Annotated in this window: 14 protein-coding genes and 1 pseudogene; 9 read left to right on the top strand and 6 right to left on the bottom strand. The window is 67.9% G+C overall.

Translation table 11 applies throughout. The features are described 5' to 3' along the window. Positions 1–7: 7 nt before the first annotated feature. The 3 genes and pseudogenes from LQD00_RS14920 (at position 8) to LQD00_RS14910 (ending at position 3,365) form a co-directional block, all read left to right on the top strand. Positions 8–817, top strand: coding sequence for an SDR family oxidoreductase (locus LQD00_RS14920; RefSeq protein ID WP_232717963.1), 810 nt, complete (start codon positions 8–10; stop codon positions 815–817). Between the two features lie 2 nt (positions 818–819). Then, entirely contained in the window at positions 820–1,587 is a 768-nt protein-coding gene (gene cobF, locus LQD00_RS14915) for a precorrin-6A synthase (deacetylating) (protein WP_232717962.1), read from the top strand. A gap of 174 nt (positions 1,588–1,761) precedes the next feature. Then, positions 1,762–3,365, top strand: a pseudogene (locus tag LQD00_RS14910) (DUF222 domain-containing protein). Between the two features lie 6 nt (positions 3,366–3,371). Here the strand turns inward: LQD00_RS14910 and LQD00_RS14905 are convergent. Together LQD00_RS14905 and LQD00_RS14900 are read right to left on the bottom strand one after the other, a co-directional pair. Then, a complete protein-coding gene (locus tag LQD00_RS14905) occupies positions 3,372–4,121 on the bottom strand; it encodes an ABC transporter permease (RefSeq protein WP_232717961.1) in 750 nt (249 codons plus the stop codon). A 10-nt stretch (positions 4,122–4,131) separates the two neighbouring features. Then, complete coding sequence (locus tag LQD00_RS14900) at positions 4,132–4,872, bottom strand: 3'(2'),5'-bisphosphate nucleotidase CysQ (protein ID WP_232717960.1); 741 nt, start codon at positions 4,870–4,872, stop codon at positions 4,132–4,134. Positions 4,873–4,897: 25 nt separating this feature from the next. Between LQD00_RS14900 and LQD00_RS14895 the strand changes: the two genes are divergently transcribed. The 4 genes from LQD00_RS14895 to LQD00_RS14880 all read left to right on the top strand — a co-directional run bounded on the left by LQD00_RS14895 (position 4,898) and on the right by LQD00_RS14880 (position 7,718). Then, entirely contained in the window at positions 4,898–5,788 is an 891-nt protein-coding gene (locus LQD00_RS14895) for a DNA-formamidopyrimidine glycosylase family protein (protein WP_232717959.1), read from the top strand. Positions 5,789–5,861: 73 nt separating this feature from the next. After that, the gene (locus LQD00_RS14890; protein WP_232717958.1) at positions 5,862–6,611 is read left to right on the top strand and encodes an SDR family oxidoreductase; all 750 of its coding nucleotides are present in this window, start codon (positions 5,862–5,864) and stop codon (positions 6,609–6,611) included. A 34-nt stretch (positions 6,612–6,645) separates the two neighbouring features. Next, positions 6,646–7,164: a hypothetical protein gene (locus LQD00_RS14885; RefSeq protein ID WP_232717957.1), complete on the top strand. Its 519-nt coding sequence runs from the start codon at positions 6,646–6,648 to the stop codon at positions 7,162–7,164. Positions 7,165–7,184: 20 nt separating this feature from the next. Beyond that, entirely contained in the window at positions 7,185–7,718 is a 534-nt protein-coding gene (locus tag LQD00_RS14880) for a hypothetical protein (RefSeq protein ID WP_232717956.1), read from the top strand. Between the two features lie 61 nt (positions 7,719–7,779). Here the strand turns inward: LQD00_RS14880 and pgi are convergent, their stop codons facing one another. Then, positions 7,780–9,477 (bottom strand): glucose-6-phosphate isomerase, encoded by a 1,698-nt coding sequence (gene pgi, locus LQD00_RS14875; protein ID WP_232717955.1) that lies wholly within the window; start codon positions 9,475–9,477, stop codon positions 7,780–7,782. A gap of 74 nt (positions 9,478–9,551) precedes the next feature. Further along, positions 9,552–9,911 (bottom strand): chorismate mutase, encoded by a 360-nt coding sequence (locus LQD00_RS14870; protein WP_005201134.1) that lies wholly within the window; start codon positions 9,909–9,911, stop codon positions 9,552–9,554. Positions 9,912–10,011: 100 nt separating this feature from the next. Between LQD00_RS14870 and LQD00_RS14865 the strand changes: the two genes are divergently transcribed. Next, the gene (locus tag LQD00_RS14865) at positions 10,012–11,814 is read left to right on the top strand and encodes a hypothetical protein (RefSeq protein WP_232717954.1); all 1,803 of its coding nucleotides are present in this window, start codon (positions 10,012–10,014) and stop codon (positions 11,812–11,814) included. A 1-nt stretch (position 11,815) separates the two neighbouring features. Here the strand turns inward: LQD00_RS14865 and LQD00_RS14860 are convergent, their stop codons facing one another. Further along, positions 11,816–13,372: a hypothetical protein gene (locus LQD00_RS14860; RefSeq protein WP_232717953.1), complete on the bottom strand. Its 1,557-nt coding sequence runs from the start codon at positions 13,370–13,372 to the stop codon at positions 11,816–11,818. 195 nt (positions 13,373–13,567) lie between these two features. Between LQD00_RS14860 and LQD00_RS14855 the strand changes: the two genes are divergently transcribed. Then, positions 13,568–16,078: a UvrD-helicase domain-containing protein gene (locus LQD00_RS14855; RefSeq protein WP_232717952.1), complete on the top strand. Its 2,511-nt coding sequence runs from the start codon at positions 13,568–13,570 to the stop codon at positions 16,076–16,078. 105 nt (positions 16,079–16,183) lie between these two features. Here LQD00_RS14855 and LQD00_RS14850 read toward each other — a convergent pair whose 3' ends face one another. Beyond that, positions 16,184–17,341: a M23 family metallopeptidase gene (locus LQD00_RS14850; RefSeq protein WP_232717951.1), complete on the bottom strand. Its 1,158-nt coding sequence runs from the start codon at positions 17,339–17,341 to the stop codon at positions 16,184–16,186. Between the last annotated feature and the right edge of the window lie 215 nt (positions 17,342–17,556).

Below are 17,556 nucleotides of genomic sequence, written 5' to 3'. Positions count from 1 at the left end.
AGCGGGCGTGAGCTCCCAGACCGTTCTCGTCACCGGCGCGACCAGCGGCATCGGCGCCGAAGTCGCCCGACAGTTCGTGGCGCGCGGCCATCGGGTCTACGGCACCACCCGGAACCCGGATGCCGTGCGCAGGCCCCTCCCCGGTGTCACCTATGTCCGCCTCGACAATGCCGACTACGACTCCGCCACCGCCTGCGCCGACCTCGTCGGTCCGGTCGACATCCTGGTCAACAACGCCGGCGAATCCCAGGCCGGCGCCCTCGAGGACACGTCGATGCAGGCCATCGAGGATCTGTTCCGCGTCAACGTGTTCGGGCCGGTCGCCCTCACGAAGGCGGTCCTCCCGGGAATGCGTGAGCGGCGTCGGGGAGCGGTCGTCATGGTCGGCTCGATGCTGTCGAGCTTCCCGGTCGCGTTCCGGTCCAACTACGCGGCGACGAAATCCGCGCTGAAGGCCTTCGCGCTGGCGACGCGTCGTGAGGTGGCGCCGTACGGGATTCGCATGATCTCGGTTGAACCGGGCACCATCGCGACCGGCATCGGTGACCGCCGGTCCATCCAGATCGGCGAGAACTCGCCGTACCGCGCCGAGTACGAGACCCTCGCCGCGGCCACCCGCCGCAACGAGGACGCCGGGATCAGCGCGGAGGACATGGCCACCCAGATCGTCGACGCCGCGCTTGCCGAACACCCGAAACCGTTCTACGCCAGAGGAAATCAGGCGAGTATCGTGTTCTTCCTGCGCCGACTCGCACCCCGCCAGCTGATCCTGGACATGACCGCACGCAAACACGGGCTGCCCAAGGTGAAGATCTGACTGTGCGAATCGCGCTGCGGGTCATCGGGATCGGGCCCGGCGGTCCACGCCAGGTCACCCTGCAGGCCATCGACGCCATGGCCGACGTCGACGCCTTCCTCGCGCTCGAGAAGGGAACGGCGAAGAGTGGACTGCTCGACGCCCGCCGAGTGATCCTCGACGCGCATGCCCGCGAAGGGTATTCGCTCGTCGAGATCCCCGACCCGCCGCGCGACCGTGCGCCCGCCGACTACGACGCCGAGGTCCGGCGCTGGCACGCCACACGTGCGGACCTGATCGCCGCCGCACTGCGCGACGAGGTCGGCGACGGCGGGGTGGCGGCCTTCCTCGTCTGGGGTGATCCCGCCCTGTACGACAGCACGCTGCGCATCGTCGACGACCTCGCCGCACGCGACGACCTCGAGCTCACGGTCGAGGTGATCCCCGGGGTGACCAGCGCCAGTGCGCTCACCGCCGCGCACGGCATCGTCGCCAACCGCGTCGGCGAACCGATCCACATCACAACCGGTCGCCGCCTCGCCGACACCCCTGCCGGTGCCGACGCCAACCAGATCGTGATGCTCGACGGCGATCTCGCCTTCCGCCACACCGCCCACCCCGACGACCACATCTGGTGGGGCGCCTACGTCGGCACCGACGACGAGATCCTCATCAGCGGCCGGGTCGGCGACGTGACGGAGCAGATCGTCGAAGCCAGGGCCGAAGCCCGCGAACGGATCGGGTGGATCATGGACATCTACTTGCTGCGCAAGGCCTCCCGCACGGCATAGCCGCTGAACTGAAGTCGCGTGCGACTTCGATCCGGCCAAACTGTCTGCCCCGCAACGCGTTCCTCCCAGGCCCTGTGGATGGGGATCCGTGTTTGTCGGTGGGGTGATCTAGATTGGTGGGTACAGATCCGGCCATCCAGGTTGGGCTGTAGACGTTGTGGGGGCAGCGTGGGCATGTGGACCGATCTTCCGGGCGGGTTTCTCGCCGGGGTCGATCCTGCCCACCCCGAATCATTCTCTACCGCAACCCATATGGAACGGTTGCGGGCGATCCGGCACGGCGAATCCTATCTGGCGTGGTGCCGGTATGAGTCGATCGTCACCGTCTACGACCAACTCGTCATCCACACCGGTGGCGGGTTCTTCATCGACCGGTACACCGAGATGGTCACCCGGGTGTGCCGCGAAGCCGCCATCACCCGGTATCAGGCCGATCAGTGGGTCGGTGAAGCACTCGCCCTGCGCGACCGGTTACCGAAAGTGCTGACCACCCTGCGTGATGGCATCCTGTCGCGGCAGCTGATCCAGACCGTCATCTCGCGTACCGACCTGATCTCCGACGCCGCGGTCATCGCTGAGCTCGACACCGAGATCGAATCCATCCTGCGCCACTGCAAGGGTGCCTGGACCCGAGCGAAGCTGCGCGACATGGTCGATCGGCTGGTCTTTCGTTACGACCCCGATGTGGTGCGGGAGCGTCGTCGCGAAGCGTTGGACAAGCGCGGTATGTGGATCGAGAACTTCGCCGATGGCACCGGTGAGATCACCGGCACGATGGCCGCCGAGAATGTTCGTATCGCCGCGAAAGCGGTGAAAGCCCTGGCCGACACCGTCTGCGCCCACGATGGCCGCAACCGTAACCAGCGCAACTCCGATGCCATGTTCGCGCTGTTGACCGGCACCGTCTTCGACTGCCAGTGCGGGCGTGAGGAGTGTGACGCCGAGATTCCCGACCCGGCGAAGGTGGTCCGGTCGGTGAGCACCGAGGCTGTCATCCACGTCGTCACCGACGCCGCGACTCTGGCCGGGGCACCAGGGATCGGTTGGGTCGACGGTCACGGTGTCGTCTCCGACGAGCACGTCCGGGACCTCGCCGAGCGGCCCGACGCAACCGTCAGACCCGTCACCCCGGTCCGCACCGCACCGACGCGCGTTGTCGCAGAGCGGCCGACGACAAAGACTCCCGACGGTCCGGATAGCCCCGTCGAGCCGAGATCGGCCGATGCCCCGCCGGCAGACATGGTGATCGTCTATCCCGGTGCGCAATCGGCCGATCCGTATCGACCCACCGCTGCCTGCGCGGACTTCGTGCGGGTTCGTGACGGTTACTGCACCGAACCCGGTTGCGGATGTTCGGCTTTCGACTCCGATCTCGACCACGTCACCGAGTACGACCACACCGATCCTCTCCAGGGCGGGTCGACGTCGAGTGAGAACCTCAACGCGAAATGCCGGTTCGGGCATCTGCACAAGACCTTCGGTGACTGGGTCGACACCCAGTACCGCGACGACGACGGCCACCTGGTCACCGAATACCGCACCCCGGAAGGGTTCATCATCCCGGGGACGCCGAGAACCTCGAAGACTCATTCCCGAACCTGCGGCGCATTCGCTACGAACAGCCACCCCAGGCGCCACCCACTCCACGGGTGATCTCGGGCGACGACACCCCGCCCACACCCAACCGGCTCGCACAGAAACACGCGCGCCGGCGGGCCGAACGTGCCCGCAACAAGGCTCAGCGCCTCGCCGACCAGGCCGACCCGCCACCCTTCTGACCGGCATCACAGATCCTCGCGCGCCACCAACTCCACGGTGACGAGCATGGCGATCGAACTGACGGCGAGCAGTGCGATGAGCACGAACAACTGCATGGCCGCGGCCGCCCACACCGACGCGCCACCGAGGACCATGCCCACGAAAGCGCCGGGAATGGTGACCAGCCCGACCGCCCGGGTCTGATCGAGGCCCGGGATGAGGGCGCTCGCCGACGCCGCGGCGCAGATCTCGAGGCGGGCATCGCGGGGGAGCAGGCCCAACGACAACGCCGCCTCGACCTCGCCGTGACGCGTCGCCAGTTCGTCGACTGCGCGTCGACCCGCGAGTGACGTCGTGACCATGGCTCCGCCGAGCAGAATCCCGGCCGTCGGGATGATCGCGATGCCTTTTGCAGGCAGGACGCCCACCAGGGCCAGGACGATGACTATCGCGATGGTCGGTGCCGCCACGGGCACCAGGCATCGTGCGATGACGACGAGACCGGCGTTCTCGCGGCGCACCCGCCGCGCCGACGTCCACGCAGCCGCCACCGCCATGACCACCACGAACAGGGCCGACGCCCACAGATACGGAACGACCGCCGCCAGCACGCCCGCGAGGGCGGCGAGCTGGACGACGGCGCGCAGGGTCGCCACCAAAGTGTCGGTCGCCAAACCGCTTCGACCGTTCACCAGCACCGCGACGACGGCGAGCACGACGATCGCGATCGCCAGGACCGGGCCGATCCGGACGACGGCGTCGCCGATTCCGTTCACACCGGCAAGTTCACCAGATCTGCTGCAGGGCTGCGAGCATGTCGTCGCGGATCTCGCTGCGGCAGATCACGAAATCGGGCATGTAGGGGTGGCGGTTGTTGTAGACGATCTCCGAACCGTCCAGACGGCTACAGTGCAGGCCGGCCGCGAGGGCGACGCCGACCGGCGCGGCGTTGTCCCACTCGTACTGGCCGCCGGCGTGGACGTAGGCGTCGGCGTCGCCGCGGACGACGGCCATCGCCTTGGCGCCGGCCGACCCGACCGGAACCATCTGCAGGCCGAGCCGGTTGGACACATAGCTCGTCTCGTACGAGCCGCCCCACCGCGAGGTCACCATGCGTCGGGTCAGCTCCCCGCCGGGCTTCTCGACGGTGTCGGCACGGAACAGTTCACCGGTCGCGGGCAGTGACACCGCGGCCTCGGTGACGACCCCGTTCTCCGTCAACGCCACGTGCACAGCCCAGTCCGCGCTGCCCGCAGCGAATTCCCTTGTGCCGTCGAGCGGATCGATGATCCACACGCGCTGGGCCGTCGCACGGTCGCCGACATCGGCCGCCTCTTCGGACAGAACGGCGTCGCGCGGACGGTGTTTGCGGAGGACGGTGGAGATCCAGGCCTGGGCGAGCGCATCGCCGACATCGCCGAGCATGCTGCCGGCCAACAGGTCGCCATGACGAATCCCGAGGAGGATCTCCCCGGCTCCCTGGGCGATCCGGGCGGCCAGCTCGGCGTCGGAAAGTCGGGAAGTCATCCCTTTACTAGAGCACACTGGTGGCATGCCCGAGCTTCCTGAGGTGGCCGCCATCGCCGACTATGTCGACGGCCGTGCGGCCGGACTCCCGATCCGGCGAGTCGACGTCGCGTCCTTGTCCGTGCTCAAGACGGCGGATCCGCCGTACACCGCGCTCACCGACCGGATCGTCGAATCGGTCGGTCGCGTCGGCAAGTACCTGGTCATCCGGACCATCCCCGGTTCGGAAGCAACCGCGTCCGAGCCGACGCTGGCGCTGGTCATCCACCTGTCGCGCGCCGGCTGGGTGCGGTGGAGCGAGGACCTCTCGCCCAAGCCGCTACGCCCGGGCGGTAAGTCGCCGATCGCGCTGCGGGTGCACTGCGGGCTGCCCGGCGAGGGATTCGACGTCACCGAGGCCGGCACCCAGAAGCGGCTGGCGGTGTGGCTCGTCCGCGACCTCGCCGAGATCGACCGCGTCGCCGGACTCGGCCCCGACGCCCTGGAACTGACCGAGGAACAGTTCGCCGAGATCCTCGCCGGCACCACCGGACGCGTGAAGAACGTGCTCACCGACCAGCACACCATCGCCGGGATCGGCAACGCCTACTCCGACGAGATCCTCCACACCGCACGGCTGTCTCCGTTCGCGTCGTCGAAGACCCTCAAACCCGGTCAGGTGAGCACCCTGTACGACGCGATGCGCGCCGTGCTCACCGACGCCACGAGCCGCCTCGAGGGTCAGGCCGTCGCCCGGCTGAAGTCGGAGAAACGCACCGGACTCCGCGTGCACGCACGCACCGGACTGCCGTGCCCGGTCTGCGGCGACACCGTCCGCGAGGTGTCCTTCGCCGACCGGTCCTTCCAGTACTGCCCGACCTGCCAGACCGGTGGCAAGGTCCTCGCCGACCGCCGGATGTCGCGGCTCCTGAAATGAGCGATGGAGGACGCGCACTACGCCTGACGTCGCGGTCCGCGCAGCCGGCGGCGATGCCGGTAGGTTCGGGTCCATGACCTCGACGACACGGCAGAAGATCCTCATCACCGGTGCGAGTTCGGGACTCGGCGAGGGCATGGCCCGCCGATTCGCCGCCCAGGGACGTTCGCTGGCGCTCGCCGCCCGGCGCCGCGACAACCTCGAGGCCCTGGCCGCCGAACTCCGTCCGTCGGCGAAACAGGTTGCGATCGCGCAGCTCGACGTGACCGACCTCGACGCGGTCCCCGTCGCCTTCCGTACGCTCGCTGACGAACTCGGCGGCCTCGACCGCGTCATCGTCAACGCCGGTCTCGGCAAGGGCGCACCGATCGGCACCGGCAAGGCGGCCGCCAACATCGAGACCGTGCAGACCAATCTCGTCGGCGCGCTCGCGCAGGCCGAGGCCGCCCTCGAGATCTTCCGCGAGCAGAACGCCGGCCACCTCGTGTTGGTCAGCTCCATTTCGGGTGTCCGCGGCATGCCCAAGGCCCAGGCGGCGTACTCGGCGTCGAAGGCCGGTCTCACCGCGCTCGGGCAGGGGTTGCAGGCCGAGTTCGCGAACTCGCCGATCTCGGTGTCGATCGTGGCGCCCGGTTACATCGAGACAGACATCAATCGGGGCGTGAAGACCTCGCTGATGGTCGACACCGACAAGGGCGTCGACGCCATGGTCGCCGCGATCGAGGCCGAGAAGACCTGGGCGCCGGTCCCCGCCTGGCCGTGGACGCCGATCGCCGCGGCGCTCAAGTACCTGCCGGGGTCGATCAGTCGACGGATGATCTGAGACCCGGGGCCGTGCGGCGGGTTAGCGTGGCGGGATGTCCTCGCGTCTCGCCCGACGCACGGCGGCTGTGATCGCCGTCGCCGCGGGCACTTTCACGGTGGTCGGCTGTTCGTCCGACGCGCCGGTCGACCGCAGGCCGAGTACAACCGCGTCCGCTGTCGCGAAGGTCGTCACCGCGGGTCCCAGCCGGGACATCGACCCGGTTGCGCGTCGCTTCCCGTTGCTGGCCGACGGGAACGTCGACGGCTGGGCCGCCGGAACTCTCGATTCCGCACCGGGCGCCTCCGAGCGAGTGCCCGGCCCCACGACGTACTGGTTCGATGCCGTCGTCGACGTCGGACCCGGCCGTGCGACGGCCTGGGCCGACGAGTACCACGCGGAACCGGTGACCGCGCCCGACCCGGTGGCCGCCGAACTGCGCGACCTCGTCCCGGCAGGTGGCCTCCTCGGCGGCCGGCACCTCGATGACGCGTTCTCGTCGGGCGAGTGGCGGGCGACGGTGTATCTGTCGCCGCCGACAGGCCGCGTGGTCGTACTCGGCATCGACGACTGACCTGCGTAAGGTGACGGTCTGTGGCGAACAAGCAGGGACAGATCGTGGCGTCGGGCGCATTCCAGCTGTTCGGGAGTCGCCGACGTGAGCAGGTCAGCGAGTTGCTGGGCGACATCTTCGGCCGCACCGACATCGAGGCCCTGGCCTCCGACTGGCGTGGGGTCGTCTACTTCACCCTCGCCGAGGACGAATCCATCGACGCCGAAACGGTACTCGGATTCGACCCGTCCAGCGGATCGTCGGGTGAGCTGGCAACCCTCGACGACGTCCTGGCAGCCGTCCGGACAGGCGAGGTCGCCGAAGCCGTCGACGTGGCCAGTTTCGATGCCTGGCGCACCGCCACAGGAACCCGCGCGCTCGACATGGGCGCCTGCGTACCGCCGGCGCTCTACGAGTTCCTCGGCGGCGATCCGGCCGAAAGATCGGTCGAGTCGGAGGATCTCGTGATTTTCGTGGCCACCGCCGCCGCCATCATGGGACGACTCGAGAAGCTCGGCGTCGAACCGGGCGACGAGATCCCCGACGAGGTGTTCGACGAGGACTACTGGAAGTAGTTCCTCCCGTCCCCTCTCGCTGGTTGAGTAGGCGAGGAGCCTGCGACGAGCCGTATCGAGATCAGACCGCGCGACCCCGGTGCCTGCGGTACCAGGCGACCAGTTCGTCGGTCGACGAGTCGGCGTCGGCGGCGGGCGCGTCGGACTGGGTGATGGTGCCCAGCAGCGCCTTCGCCTGGGTCTTGCCGAGTTCGACGCCCCACTGGTCGAACGGGTTGATCCCCCAGATGGTGCCCTCGACGAAGACCTGATGTTCGTACAGTGCCACCAGCTGTCCGATCACCGAAGGCGTGAGCCGGGGAGCGAGGATCGAGGTGCTGGGTCGGTTGCCCGGCATCACCTTGTGCGCCACCACATGTGCGGGCACTCCCTCGTCGGCGATCTCGTCGGCGGTCTTGCCGAAGGCGAGCACCTTGGTCTGCGCGAAGTAGTTGCTCATCAGCAGGTCGTGCATCGACCCTGACCCGTCGGGCCCGGCGGGCAGGTCGTCGGTGGGCTCGGCGAAACCGATGAAGTCGGCCGGCACGATTCGTGTGCCCTGGTGCAGGAGCTGGTAGAAGGCGTGCTGTCCGTTGGTTCCCGGTTCGCCCCAGAAGATCTCGCCGGTGTCGGTGGTGACGTGGTGTCCGCTCGCGGTCACCGACTTGCCGTTGGACTCCATCGTGAGCTGTTGCAGGTAGGCGGCGAAGCGCGCCATGTCGTTGCTGTAGGGGAGGACCGCACGGGTGCCGATGTCCCAGAAGTTGTTGTACCAGAGCCCGATCAGGCCCAGGATTACCGGCGCGTTCTGCTCGAGCGGCTGGGTGCGGAAATGTTCGTCGACGAGATGAAAGCCCTCCAGGAATTCGGCGAAGCGCTCCTTGCCGATCGCGGCCATCACCGACAGACCGATCGCCGAGTCCACCGAGTAGCGGCCGCCGACCCAGTCCCAGAAACCGAACATGTGGTTGGTGTCGATGCCGAACTTCGCCACCTCGTCGGCGTTGGTGCTCACCGCGACGAAATGCTTTGCCACCGCCTCGGTCCCGGCGTCGAGGGCCTCGAGCAGCCAGCTCCGCGCGGCGGCCGCGTTGGTCAGCGTCTCGAGCGTGGTGAAGGTCTTCGACGCGATGATGAACAGGGTGGTCTCGGGGTCGAGACCGTCGAGGGTGCCGACCATGTCCGCCGGATCGACGTTCGAGACGAAGTGGCAGCGGATGCCGGCGTCGACGTAGTGGCGAAGGGCCTGGTACACCATCACCGGCCCCAGATCTGATCCGCCGATGCCGATGTTCACCACGTCGGTGATGCGTTTCCCGGTGTGACCCTTCCACTCTCCGCTGCGGAGACGGTCGGTGAACTCGCCCATCCGGGAGAGGACCTCGTGCACGTCGGCGACCACGTCCTGCCCGTCGACGGTGAGTGTCGCGTCGGCGGGAAGACGAAGAGCGGTGTGCAGGACTGCGCGGTCCTCGGAGGTGTTGATGTGCGCCCCGGCGAACATGTCGTCGCGGCTCTCCTCCAGGCCGACCTCGCGCGCCAGACTCATGAGCAGTTCGAGTGTCTCCCGCGTCACCCGGTGCTTGGAGTAGTCGATGTGCAGATCGCCGACGTCGACGGTCAGTTCGCGGCCGCGCTCGGGATCGATCGCGAACACCTCGCGCAGGTGCATTGCGTACACATGCGGCTGGTGAGCGGCGAGAGCCTGCCAGGACTGCGTTGCGGTGATGTCGCCGTGGTCGGTGCCGGTGAAGTCGCTGCCGGGTGCCTGCGTGCTCATGACACCCAACCCTATGTCGTCGGCGTCTCCTCCGCGACGGTCGTCACACCCGCCGGCGCAAACTCACAGTGGCGTCAGCGACCGAGGGGGCCGCGACCGAGTCGGAGGAGGAGCATCGCGAGGGTGTGACCCTCCTTGCCGAGTTCGGCGAACCGGTCGATGACCTTGACCTCGCGGCTGTGCACGAGTCGCGGACCGCCCGACGCCATGCGCGCGGCGCCGATCTTCTTCGAGACCGCCGAGCGTCGTTTGATCGCACCGAGGATGACGGCATCGAGCCGGTCGATCTCGAGGCGCAGCTCGTCGATGTCGTCCGGAAGGTCGTCCACATCAGAGGTCAGCTGGTACTTCTCGAGATCGATCGTGTTCTCGAAGGACGTCGGAGTCGACTGTCGGGGCTCGTCGGATCCGGAGCTCGGGCTGCGATCGGTCACGGCCTGATTTTGCCACGGCGCACCGATCCGACCTGCAGGTACCCGATCGGACCCACCTCCGGTCGATGTGCTCACACCCGCCACATGGACACTGGAGCGCATGCTCAACGCGCGCATGATGTCGATGATCGCGGTGGCCCTGATCGCCGGACAGCTGATCATCCGGGGGTGGCTTGTCGCGACCGGCAACTTCTACTGGGACGATCTGGTGCTGATCGCACGGGCCTCGTCGAATCCGGTCCTTTCCTGGGAATACCTGGGGCACAGCCACGACGGGCATTTCATGCCGGCGGCCTTCCTGCTGGCCGGGGTGGCCACCTGGCTGGCGCCGGTCAACTGGGCGTTGCCGGCGCTGACGCTGATCGCCCTGCAGGCGATCGCCTCCATCGCGGTGTGGCGGATGGTCCGCGTGATCGCCCCCGCGGCCCGCGCCGGTGCTCTGGTGGCGCTCGCGTTCTATCTGTTCAGCCCGATGACGGTGCCCGCCTTCGCCTGGTGGGCGGCGGGCCTCAACACTTTGCCGATGCAGGCAGCCCTGGCGTGGATCGTCGCCGACGCCGTGGGACTCGCGCGGGGAGACATCGACCCGGACCGACGCCGCGCGGTGTGGATCCGCTCGACGGTGATCTTCGTTGTCGCGCTGGCCTTCTTCGAGAAATCGTTGTTCATCCTCCCGATCGCCTTCGTCGCCGCGGCGCTTGCGAGCGGCACGGGACGGACCGCGCTGACCTCGACCCTGCGCGCCGGCCGCGAGTTGTGGGCGTCGCTCGCGGCGGTGACCGCGCTCTGGGTCGTCGTGTACTTCGTCACCGCCGATCCGTTCGCGGGCAACCATTCGGTCGGGCAGACCGCGCGGCTGGTGTGGCGGTCGGTGAACCACGCGATCGTGCCGTCGCTGGTCGGCGGCCCGTGGGAGTGGGACCGGTGGACGCCCGGTCCGCCCACCGGCTTCCCCGCGACCTGGATGATCGTCGCCGGCTGGCTGGTACTGGCCGCCGCCACGTGGTGGGCGGTCACCCGCCGACGTGGAGCGGTGCCGATCGTCGTGTTCGCCGCGGTGTACGCGGTGGCCGCCCAGATCCCGGTGATGTGGAACCGCTCGAGCCCGGAGACCGCGGTCGCCCTCGCCCAGCACATGCGCTATCTCCCCGACACCGCGCTCGTGTTCGCGATCGCGATCGCGCTGCTGGTCGGGGCCCGGTCGACGACTGCGCCCGCACCCGAACGCCGCCACGCGGCCGAGGACCAGTCGCCTGCCGTGCTGCTCCTACCGGTCGTCGCCGCGCTCGCGATGGTGTCGGCGGTCGTCTCGCTCGTGTCGTTCTCCGCGTCGTGGCGTGACAATCCCACCGGCGACTACCTGAAGACAGCGGTCGCGACCCTGCACGACAACGCCGATACGACGCTGCTGGATCAGTCGGTCCCGCTGGAGATCCTGCAACCGGTGGTCTACCCGGACAACCAGATCAGCCGCATCTTCGGTCGCGTCGATCCGCGGCCGGAGTTCGGCACTTCCACCGACCGGCTCCTCGTCCTCGACACCGCGGGCAACGCGGTGCCCGGCGGGGTGACCCAGCGACGGCTCGTCGGCGCAGGAATCGGCAACTGCGCCCGGCCGGAGATCTCCGGGCCGGCACGGCTGGCACTCGACGGACCGCTGTTCCCGTGGCCGTGGACCGTCGCACTGAGTTACTGCGCCACCCGCGACGGCGAGGTCGAGATGAAACTCGACGGCGGAGACGCCGTGCGTGTACCGGTCCGGTCGGGCCTCGGCTCCATCTACGTCCGCCTCGACGGCGGCGGCGATGCGATCTCGGTGCGACCGGTGACCGCAGGACTACGACTCCACACGGGCGCCGGCCGGGTCGGCGAGGCGGTCGAGGCCCGCTTCGCCGGCGGCTGACCTACTCGTAGAAGTAGGCGCTGACGTTGTCGGTCTGCCCCTCGGCGGCGATCAGTGCACGCAGTGCCGAGGCGGCCTCCGGCTCGTTGACGAAGTAGACGACCTTCACGTCGCCGGCGGCCTTCACCTGCTCGCCGATCTGCTTCTTCAGCACCTCGGTACCCTCCCAGCTCGGGTCGAACCTGCCGCTGCTGATGTGCTCGGAGTAACCAGGACCGAAGGTGACGTGCAGGTTGCCGTCGGTGCCGATGCCGTCGAAGAGGTACTCGCCGCGCTTGACCGCGTAGTAGCTGGGGAGGCCGGTGATCCCGGCGCCGTAGCGGGCCTGGTCGGGGCTCTTGTTGCCGGTGCGCACGTACACGACCTCGGTGTTGGTCTGCTTCTCGTTGTCGTCGATCAGCTTGTTGAGGTCGGCCTCGGTGGTGTCGAGGAAGGCCAGGTAGGTGTAGGCCGAACGCGGGCCGATCGACGAGTTCGCCGGCAGGTTGGTCGCCGTGCACCGCGTGGTCGCGGTGCGGCCGAAATCGACGCGCACGACGGGTTTGCACTCGCCGCCCAGCGCGCCCGCCGGACGACCGCCGACGGCGAAGTTCAGGGTCATGCCGTAGTTGAAGTGGCCCCTGACGTCGTCGGCCCACGGGATGCCGGACACGGTGAAGTCGTAGGCGCACGCCGCGGTGGTGCACTCGCCGATGAGTCGGGGGGAGACGACCGGCTGCTTGGCCCACAGGCCCGGTGCCGGCGCCGACAACAGGTCGCCGACGAGGGCGCGCTGATTGGCGAACACCTTCTGCGCCTGGTCGGCCGGCTGCAGGCTCACCGAGGTGTCGATGTCGTAGGTCGCCGATCCCTGCTTGGACTGGCCCTTGACGTTGGTGACGTTCTTGGACTCGGGATCGAAGGTGACCTCCCAGCTGCCGATCTTCACCTTGTCCTCACCGACGAACTCGATGGGCGGATCGCTCGTCGGCCAGCGGCGGGCGTCGGGCGTGCCCTTGTTCGGGGTCGGCAGTTCGACGCCGAGCTGGGGTTCGGAACCGAATTCGACGTTGCCGATGTCGCCGGCCAGGTTGTCCGGGCCGAGGATGGTGCCGAAGCGGGGGAGGCTGGTGAACCGCGTCGATGCCCACTTGTTGTCCAGCGGTGCCATGTCGAGGTTGAGCTTCTCGTCGGCGACGAGCAGCTCGTTCCACAGTGAGGTGGGCGCGCTGATGTACGGGTTGTTGCTGATCTGGCGGTACTCGCCCTGTTCGGAACCCAGCGACACCGTGCCCTCGGCGGTGTTCGACGTCGTCACGATGAGATCGCTGAACTCGACGGTGCCCTCGCCGCGGGCGTCGTCGTACTTGTAGGCGACCTTGCCGGTGTACTTTGCCGCGGGGCTCGTCGCCATCTTGAAGAGCACCTCGTCGAGGCTCTTCTGCGCGCGGAACGCGGCGGTCGGCTCGACCGTGCCCGCACTGCTGAACGGCACGAACGACAGGACCAGGGCGACCACGAGAGCCAGCGCTCCGACACCGAGGACGATGGCGGCGGGGGCAATCGACGGTCTCTTCATGGTCGCCTCTTTCGGTCGCCGAGGCTTGCCAACCGCATCGACGGGCGCCCCGAGCCAGTGATACCGGGTCATCGTAGCCGCGGGATGCGGCCTCCCGGGTGCCAACGCACGGGGCGGTCGAGCGATCGGACGACGGACATTCCGGCCCGAGGCCGGCGGGGCGGTGTCGGTGCGGGCGGGTAGCCTGGACTATCGATGAACAGCTCTTCTTCTGCCCCTCTCCTCGCCGGTCGCGCGTCTTCCTCCTCCTCGGGGACGGCTGCCACCGACGACCGCGTCGCCCGCCTGCTCGAGGGCCTCAACCCGCAGCAGCGCGCCGCCGTGCTCCACGCGGGCTCTCCGCTGCTGATCGTCGCCGGTGCGGGTTCGGGCAAGACCTCGGTCCTGACCCGCCGCATCGCCTACCTGCTGGCGGCGCGCGACGTCACGCCCGGGCAGATTCTGGCCATCACCTTCACCAACAAGGCCGCCGCCGAGATGCGCGAGCGCGTCATCGACCTGGTCGGGCCGCGGGCCGCCTACATGTGGGTCTCGACGTTCCACTCGACGTGCGTCCGGATCCTGCGGGCGCAGTCGGGGCTGCTGGAGGGGATGAACTCCAACTTCTCCATCTACGACGCCGACGACTCGAAGCGGTTGCTGGGCATGATCATCCGCGACCTCGACCTGGACCCCAAGAAGTTCAGTCCGCGCGGTGTCTCGGTGGCCATCTCGAACTTCAAGAACGAACTGGTCTCGCCCGACGAGGCCGCCGCCTCGGCGAACGAAGACGACTTCACCGCGGCGACCATCGCGAAGATCTTCAGCGAGTACCAGCGCCGGTTGCGGGCGGCCAACGCCTTCGACTTCGACGACCTGATCGGCGAGACCGTCGCCCTGCTACACCGTCACCCGCAGGTCGCCGAGTACTACCGGCGCCGGTTCCGGCACGTACTCGTCGACGAGTACCAGGACACCAACCACGCCCAGTACGTCCTCATCCGCGAACTGGTGGGGGAGCAGACCACCGCGAGCGGCCTCGAACCCTCGGAACTCTGCGTCGTCGGTGACGCCGATCAGTCGATCTATGCCTTCCGCGGCGCCACCATCCGCAACATCGAAGAGTTCGAGCGCGACTTCACCAACGCCGAAACCGTTCTGCTCGAACAGAACTACCGCTCGACGCAGACCATCCTGTCTGCTGCCAACGCGGTCATCGCGCGCAACGCCGGGCGTCGCGAGAAGAAGCTGTGGACCGACTCCGGCGACGGCGAACTCATCGTCGGCTACGTCGCCGACTCCGATCGTGAGGAGTCGACGTTCATCGCCAAGGAGATCGAGGAACTCACCGACTACTCGATCGGGGGGTCGTCGAGCTACAAGTACTCCGACGTCGCGGTCTTCTACCGCACCAACACCGGCTCCCGTGCGATCGAGGAAGTGTTCGTCCGCCACGGCATTCCGTACAAGGTGGTCGGCGGCACCAAATTCTATGAGCGCAAAGAGGTCCGGGACGTGGTCGCCTACCTGCGGGTGGTCGCCAATCCCGACGACTCGGTGAGCCTGCGACGCATCCTCAACACCCCCCGACGCGGCATCGGCGATCGCGCCGAGGCCTGTGTCGCCGTGCATTCGGAGAACACCGGCCGCAGCTTCTACGAGTCGCTCATCGACGCGGCGGAGGGCAAGGTCGCGCTGCTGAACACCCGCGCGGTCAAGCAGATCGGCGGCTTCGTCGAACTCATCGAGGGCCTGCGCGCCGACTTCCTCACACACTTCGGCGAATCCGACACCGACGACGCCGACACCGCCTTCCTCGACGCCACCGAGGAGTCCGCCGACATCGGTGAACTCGTCGACGCGATCGTCGAACGCACCGGTTACCGTGGCGAACTGGAGGCGTCGAACGATCCACAGGACGGCGCCCGGCTCGACAACATCAACGAACTCGTGGCCGTCGCACGAGAATTCAGCGCCGACGCTGCGCAGGCCGACCTGGATGCGGACGACGAATCGGAGATGGAGGTCGACCGCGAGGGCGAGCCCGAACCCGGTTCTCTCGCAGCATTTCTCGAGCGGGTCTCGCTGGTCGCCGATGCCGACCAGGTGCCCGACGAGGGTGACGGCGTCGTCACGATGATGACCCTGCACACCGCGAAGGGCCTGGAGTTCCCGGTGGTGTTCGTGACCGGTTGGGAGGACGGGCATTTCCCGCACATGCGAGCGCTCGGCGACCCGAACGAACTGAGTGAGGAACGCCGCCTCGCCTACGTGGGCATCACCCGCGCCAAGCAGCGTCTGTACCTGACCCGATCGGTGACCCGCGCCTCGTGGGGACAGCCGGTGTCGAATCCGGAATCCCGCTTCCTGCAAGAGATCCCGCAGTACCTGATCGACTGGCGACGCACCGAGCCGCGTCGCTCGGCACGTGGCTTCGGCGGCTCGTCGGGCGGTGTCTTCGGTCGCGACGGCTCGTTCTCGGGCGGCGGCAGCGGCTCGTCGTTCGGTCGCGGCCGGTCGTCGTACTCCTCCGACCCGGCCCGCGGACGCAACAAGCAGGTCCATCTCGACATCGGTGATCGGCACAACCATCCCAAGTACGGCATGGGCAAGGTCGTGGCCAAGGAGGGCAGTGGCGCCACCGAACGCGTCACCATCGACTACGGGGGCAGCGCCGGACGCGTCACCCTGCTGACCGCAGGCGGCATCCCTGGAGAGAAGCTCTAGAAACCCCGCTCGATCACGTTGCGTTGTGTGCCGGAAACCGGTGCAGAACGCAACGTGACGGCGCGTGAGCGCGAGCGAGCGGCGTACGCCTCAGAGATTAGTGATCTAGCCGGTGTAGCCGGCGAGCTTGACGCCCTTGGAGGCGAGCCACGGCACCGGATCGATCTTGGTGTTGCCGTCTTTCCACACCTCGAAGTGGCAGTGCGGGCCGAAGGAGAAGCCCTCGTTGCCGACGAGTGCGATGACGTCGCCGGCGGTGACCTTCTGGCCCGCGCTGACGAGCACGCCCGACGAGGACATGTGGCCGTACATGGTGACCGTGCCGTCGTCGGCGCGCACCTGGACCCAGTGGCCGTAACCGGAGGCCGGCTCGGCCTTGATCACGACACCGTCGGTGACCGCGTGGATCGGCGTGCCCAGCGGTGCGGCGAGGTCGATGCCGCCGTGCATGGTTCCCCACCGCATGGCGAAGGCCGAGGTGAACGAGTACTGGCCGAGCGGGATGGGCGAGGTGTAGAGCGGGCGACGGGCCAGGGCCTCGCGCTGCGCTTCCTCGGCAGCCATCTTGGCGCCGACGCCGAGCTGGTCGGTGAAGACGTTCATCTGGTCGGTGACCGGCGATGCGGTGGCCACTCCCGGACCGAGGTCGACGGGGGCCGTGGCGTCGTTGACGGCTGCGGCGTTGGTGGTGGCGGTGTTGGTCGAGGCGTCGTCGCCGGCACCCACCTGGGAGACCGCTGCAACGGCTGCGCCGGCCGCCATGGCGATCAGAGCGGCGCGGCCGCCCTTGAGGGCGTTCGGCGGGGCCGCGATGCGGTGCTTGCCGCCACGACGGACGCGCTGGCCTGCCGGGTTGGTGCGGAACGGGCGGAGATCGGAGTCGTTCTCGTCTTGTTCGGAATCCGAGTCGACGAGCATGTCGAGCTCGGCGCCTTCGACGTCGAACGGCTCGTCGTGTTCGTACTCATCGAACTCGTGCTCGGGGATCAGGATGTCCTGAGTGATCTCCGAGTGGGTCGGGCGGTAGTAGCCCTTCCAGGACGAGGGAGTCCAGGTGGTCTCTTCGGACGGTGTCCGGGTGGTGGAACCAGACGAGCGGGGGGCCTCGTGGCCGAAGTCGTAATCGCTGAGGTCGTAGTCCGCGTCGCCGTCGACGAAGGGGATGATGGTGGTCATCTCCTCTGCCGTGAGGTCGTCGACCAACCCGCCCGATCGGACGCGGCTCGATCCGCGTGAGACTCCGGGTCCCGCCAAATCGTCCACCTCATCTCTTCGCTACCGCGGATCCGACGTTATGTCCGTAATCCTTCTGTGACCAACTCTGAGAGCCGACGGTAACGAAATGATTGCGGCAAGTCCAACCGTAGAAAGCCGCTAATCGGAAATTTGTGAGCTGAGTCACATGAATTATCCAACTTCGTCAAGCCGTCGAATCTGGGGTTTGCCGGCCTAAATGGAGGGCTCCCCGGGTTCGTCGC

Source organism: Gordonia metallireducens, assembly GCF_021245825.1.
In the GTDB taxonomy this organism is placed as follows: Bacteria; Actinomycetota; Actinomycetes; order Mycobacteriales; family Mycobacteriaceae; genus Gordonia; species Gordonia namibiensis.
This window is presented reverse-complemented; position numbering and strand designations above follow the sequence as displayed.